Origin of the sequence: Streptomyces prasinopilosus, assembly GCF_001419695.1 — a bacterium.
Classification (GTDB): Bacteria; Actinomycetota; Actinomycetes; order Streptomycetales; family Streptomycetaceae; genus Streptomyces; species Streptomyces prasinopilosus.
Map to the genome: position 1 here is coordinate 1 of NZ_LIRG01000427.1, position 4,952 is coordinate 4,952.

Annotated in this window: 5 protein-coding genes; 1 reads left to right on the forward strand and 4 read right to left on the reverse strand. The window is 73.8% G+C overall.

Annotated features, from left to right (window positions below; all coding sequences use genetic code 11):
- Nucleotides 1–1,158: glycoside hydrolase family 31 protein (locus tag AOK18_RS18345; RefSeq protein ID WP_240503227.1), on the forward strand; the 1,158-nt coding region annotated here is incomplete at its 5' end.
- Between the two features lie 72 nt (nt 1,159–1,230).
- On the opposite strand, the gene AOK18_RS18350 is transcribed toward AOK18_RS18345, so the two are convergent.
- From AOK18_RS18350 to AOK18_RS18365, 4 genes are all read right to left on the reverse strand, one after another.
- The gene (locus AOK18_RS18350) at nt 1,231–1,767 is read right to left on the reverse strand and encodes an NUDIX domain-containing protein (protein ID WP_055573688.1); all 537 of its coding nucleotides are present in this window, start codon (nt 1,765–1,767) and stop codon (nt 1,231–1,233) included.
- Between the two features lie 46 nt (nt 1,768–1,813).
- The gene (locus AOK18_RS18355) at nt 1,814–2,632 is read right to left on the reverse strand and encodes a M15 family metallopeptidase (protein WP_055695084.1); all 819 of its coding nucleotides are present in this window, start codon (nt 2,630–2,632) and stop codon (nt 1,814–1,816) included.
- 129 nt (nt 2,633–2,761) lie between these two features.
- Nucleotides 2,762–3,367: a GTP-binding protein gene (locus AOK18_RS18360; RefSeq protein WP_055695085.1), complete on the reverse strand. Its 606-nt coding sequence runs from the start codon at nt 3,365–3,367 to the stop codon at nt 2,762–2,764.
- A partial coding sequence (locus AOK18_RS18365; protein ID WP_167738708.1) for a hydantoinase B/oxoprolinase family protein occupies nt 3,348–4,952 on the reverse strand: 1,605 nt, incomplete at its 5' end. The genes AOK18_RS18365 and AOK18_RS18360, both read right to left, overlap by 20 nt.

The following is a 4,952-nucleotide window of genomic DNA, read 5'->3' on the forward strand; positions in this document are numbered from 1 at the left end:
GCCGTCGTCCGGGGGGCGGCCCGGTCCGGGGACGTGGTCTTCCCCGACTTCACGCACCCGCGTGTGCGCGCGTGGTGGGGCGGTCTGTACGCGGAGCGGGGGGTCGCGGGCTTCTGGCACGGCGCGAACGAGCCGGCGTTGTTCACCTCGTCCGGGGAGCCGCCGCTCCCCCGCTCGGCCCGTCACGCCCTGGACGGGCGGGAGGGTGATCATCGCGAGGCGCACAACGTGTACGCGTTGTGCATGGTCCGGGCGGCCCACGAGGGGCTGCGGGCACTGCGGCCCGAGGAGCGGCCGTTCCTGTTCTCCCGCTCGGGGTGGGCCGGCGTACAGCGCTACGGCGGGACCCTGCCGGGGGAAGCGGCCGCCGGCTGGCCCGGACTGCGGGCGTCGCTGGCCCTGGTGCTGGGACTCGGGCTGTGCGGTGTCCCGTACGCGGGGCCGGACGTCGGCGGCACCGGCGGGACTCCGTCTCCCGAGCTGTACCTCCGGTGGCTCCAGCTGGGCGCCCACCTGCCGCTGCTCCGCACCCGCGCGGGGGCGGGCTGCCGGGAGCCGTGGGAGTTCGGTGCCGAGGTGCTGGCGCACGCGCGCGCGGCTCTCGTCGAGCGCCGCCGGCTGCGGCCGTACCTCGTGACCCTGGCGCACCTGGCCCGACGGACCGGTGCTCCCTGTGTGCGGCCGCTGTGGTGGTCGGCGCCGGAGGACCGTGCGCTGCGCGACTGCGAGGACGCCTTCCTCCTGGGCAACGGCCTGCTGGTGGCGCCGGTGCTGGTGGCGGGGGCGGAACGGCGTACGGTGCGGCTGCCCGGAGGACGCTGGTACGAGACGGCGACGGGCCGGGCGTTCGACGGACCCGGCCGGATCGTGGTCGACGCGCCCCTGGACCGCATTCCGGTGTTCGCCCGCGCGGGCGCCGTCCTCCCCGTGCGCGGGGAGGACGGCGGGCTGGAACTCGAGGTGTGGGCGCCCGCCCCGGGGCAAAGGGGCGGTGGGACGGTCGTCGTGGACGCCGGCGCCGGCGGGGAGGAGCCGGGCGTCGAGCGGTACGCCGTCCGGCGGGCGGGTTCCCGGGTCGTCGTCGAGCGGGAGGACGGGCACGGCGCCGGCCGCGGTCCGTCCCGCCCGGTGCGCGTCCGCGGGCTCGGGCCGGACTGAGCGGGGCACCGCCCCAGGGGAGGGGAGGATCCCGGTCCCGTCCGCACCGCCGTGGACCGGCCGGTCCACGGGTCAGAGGTACCGGCCCTCGAACCAGGCCCGCACGGCGCGCGTGTGCAGCGGGAAGGCGAGCTCCTCCGCACGGCGCAGCAGGTGCCGGCCCTCCGTCTCGTCCGTGGCGGCCGGCGGCGGCAGTCCTTCCGCGGGGCGTTCCGGAAGCATGCCGAACAGCAGCAGGTGCCCGTCGGGCGAGCTCATGGCGTCGACGAGGCGTACGTCCCGGCTCGCCGCGTCGATGCCGGTCTCCTCCCGGAGTTCGCGGACGACGGCCTGGCGCCAGTCCTCCCGGTCGTCGATGTAACCGCCGGGCAGGACGGTGCCTCCGCGCGCGGGGGCGATGGCGCGGGTGACGACCACCAGGGCGGTGCCCTTCGGGTCGTACACGGGCTGGAGGGCGACCGCGACCGGCAGCGGGTTGCGGTAGGCGGTGGTGCCGCACGCCGGGCAGGTGCGGGGCCAGCCGGAGACGCCCTCGCCGAAGGGCGTGCCGCAGCTCGAGCAGTGGGAGTCCGGCACGGGATCGGGGCCGGGGGTTCGGGTTCTGGGCACGCGCGGACTGTAGCCGATCGGGGCGCAGGCGTCTCCGCGGGGTCGTTCAGCGGTGTCCGGTGAGCGATCGGCGGGCCACCGGGAAGTCGAAGTAGGTGTCCGGGAAGGTCTCCGGCCTGAAGGTGTAGTGCCACCACTCCTCGGCCAGGTTCACGAAGCCGAGGCGCTCCAGGGTGTTCTTGAGGAGCGTCCGGTTGGCCCGCTGTTCGCCCTGGACACGCGGGTCGAGGGTGTGGCTGAGGGTGTCGAAGCAGTCGTAGCCGGTGCCCATGTCGACGGAGTTGTCGGGGAACCGCTCGTCCCGGTCCGCGAAGCAGGGCGTGAGGGGTTCTCCGGGGCGGTACGGGCGGGTCGGTGCGGCGGGGAGCCGTACGAGGGTGAGGTCCACGGTCGAGCCGCGGCTGTGGCCGGACTTCTCGGCGATGTAACCGTCGGCGAACAGCCGGGACTTGTCGACGTCCGGGTAGAACTCGGCCTTCATCGCCTGCGCGTCGGGGTCCTCGGCCCAGCGGACGAAGTGGTCCACGGCGCGCTGGGGCCGGTAGCAGTCGTACACCTTGAGGGAGTAGCCGCGGGGCAGCAGCTTCCGCTGGGCCTCGTGCAGGGCCCGGGCGGCGGGGCGGGTGAGGACGCACAGCGGCTCCCGGTAGCCGTCGATGCGTTCGCCGACGAAGTTGTGCGGGGTGAAGTAGCGGATCTCCTGGAGGATCGTCGGATCGACACTGCCCAGGGCCACGAAGTCCTTCGGGGCCCTGGGCTCCGGTGTCGCCGGGGCGGATGCTGCGGGGGTGGTCGTGGCGGCCGTCGCCGTCAGGGCGGCGAGCGCGGTGAGCAGGGGGCGTACCGCGGCGGGGAGTCGTGTCATGCCTCCTGCGTCTATCAGGAGACGGGTTCGGCGGGGAAGTACCCGGTCCTCGTCCTGCGAGCCGCGGCACGCACCGGGGTGGGGGGTTCCCGCCGTGCCGCGGGAGGAGGTCCCCCGGGCGCCCCGGGTTCAGGTGGTGACGGCCTGCCGGCGCCGCGCCGCCTGGGCCATGGCGTGCTGGACGACACCGATGAGGATCGTCTTGGCCGACTCCCGGTCCCGGGCGTCGCCCATCAGGAGCGGTACGTCCGGGTCGAGGTCGAGGGCCCGGCGGATGTCGTCGGCCGGGTACCGCGCGGCTCCCTCGAAGCAGTTGACGCCGACGAGGAACGGTATGGAGCGCCGCTCGAAGTAGTCGACGGCCGCGAAGCAGTCCTCCAGCCGCCGGGTGTCGGCGAGGACGACGGCGCCCAGGGCTCCTTCGGCGAGTTCGTCCCACATGAACCAGAACCGTTCCTGGCCGGGTGTGCCGAAGAGGTACAGCACCAGGTCCTCGCGGAGGGTGATGCGGCCGAAGTCCATGGCCACCGTGGTGGTGCTCTTGGTCTCCACCCCGCTGAGGTCGTCGACCGGGCGTCCCGCCTCGGTGAGCAGTTCCTCGGTGCGCAGTGGCCTGATCTCGCTGACCGCGCCGACGAGCGTGGTCTTGCCCACGCCGAAGCCGCCGGCCACCAGGATCTTGAGCGTGACGGGCTCCACCGGGGGCTTGCCGCGCTCAGAACGCCCGAAGATCATCGCACTTCTCTCCTGCTCGGTGGGGGTCGGGCGGTGGACCGTAGCCGCCACCGCCGGGGGTCTCGACGACCAGCACGTCGCCGGGGCGGACGTCCGTCGAGTCGCTGCCGTCCAGCGCGGTGACGGTGCCGTCCGCGCGGTCGATCCGGTTGGCTCCGGGCGCGCCGGGCTCGCCGCCCGCCATGCCGTACGGGGGGACCCTGCGGTGCTGGGACAGGGTGGAGACGGTCATGGGTTCCAGGAAGCGGATGCGGCGGACCGCGCCGTCCCCGCCGCGCCACCGGCCCGCTCCGCCGCTTCCCTCGCGCACGGCGAACTCGTCGACGCGGACGGGCAGGCGCCACTCCAGGACCTCGGGGTCGGTGAGGCGCGAGTTGGTCATGTGGGTCTGCACGGCCGGCGCGCCGGGGAAGCCCTCGCCCGCGCCCGAGCCGGAGGCGACGGTCTCGTAGTACTGGTGGCGGGCGTTGCCGAAGGTGACGTTGTTCATGGTGCCGGAGCCCTCGGCCTGGACACCGAGCGCCGCGTAGAGGGCGCCGGTGATGCTCTGGGAGGTCTCCACGTTGCCCGCGACGACGGCGGCCGGCGGCCGCGGCGCCAGCATGGAGCCGGGCGGCACGATGATCCGCAGGGGCCGCAGGCAGCCGTCGTTGAGCGGGATGTCGTCGGCCACCAGGGTGCGGAAGACGTACAGGACGGCCGCGTTGACGACCGAGAAGGGGGCGTTGAAGTTGGTGGGCAACTGGGGTGCGGTGCCCGTGAAGTCGATGGTGGCGGAGCGGTCCGCGCGGTCCACGCGCACGCGCACGCGGATGACGGCTCCGGAGTCGGTCTCGTAGGCGTACGCGCCGTCGTCGAGGGCGTCGATGACGCGGCGCACCGCTTCCTCCGCGTTGTCCTGGACGTGCCGCATGTAGGCCTGGACCACGTCGAGGCCGAAGTTCTCGATCATCCGGCCGACCTCGTCGACGCCCTTCTGGTTGGCGGCGATCTGGGCCCGCAGGTCGGCGAGGTTGGTCCGCGGGTTGCGGGAGGGGTACCGCGCGCCGGTCAGGAGGCGGTGGGTCTCCTCCTCGCGGAACCGTCCGTTCTCGGTGAGCAGCCAGTTGTCGAGGAGGACGCCCTCCTCCTCGATGGTGCGGCTGTCGGCGGGCATGGAGCCCGGGGCGATGCCGCCGATCTCGGCGTGGTGGCCGCGGGAGGCGACGTAGAAGAGGACGGCTCGGTCGTCCTGGGGGGTGCCGGCGGGTCCGGCGCCGAAGACCGGGGTGATCACGGTGATGTCGGGGAGGTGGGTGCCGCCGTGGTAGGGGTCGTTCACGGCGTAGGCGTCCCCCGGGCGCATGGTGGAGCCGCGCCGCCGGATGACCTCCTTGACGCCGATGCCCATCGAGCCCAGGTGGACGGGGATGTGGGGGGCGTTGGCCACCAGGTTCCCGTCCGGGTCGAAGAGGGCGCAGGAGAAGTCCAGGCGCTCCTTGATGTTGACGGACTGGGCGGTGGACTCGAGGCGGGCGCCCATCTGTTCGGCGATGGACATGAAGAGGTTGTTGAAGACCTCGAGCAGGACCGGGTCGACCGCCGG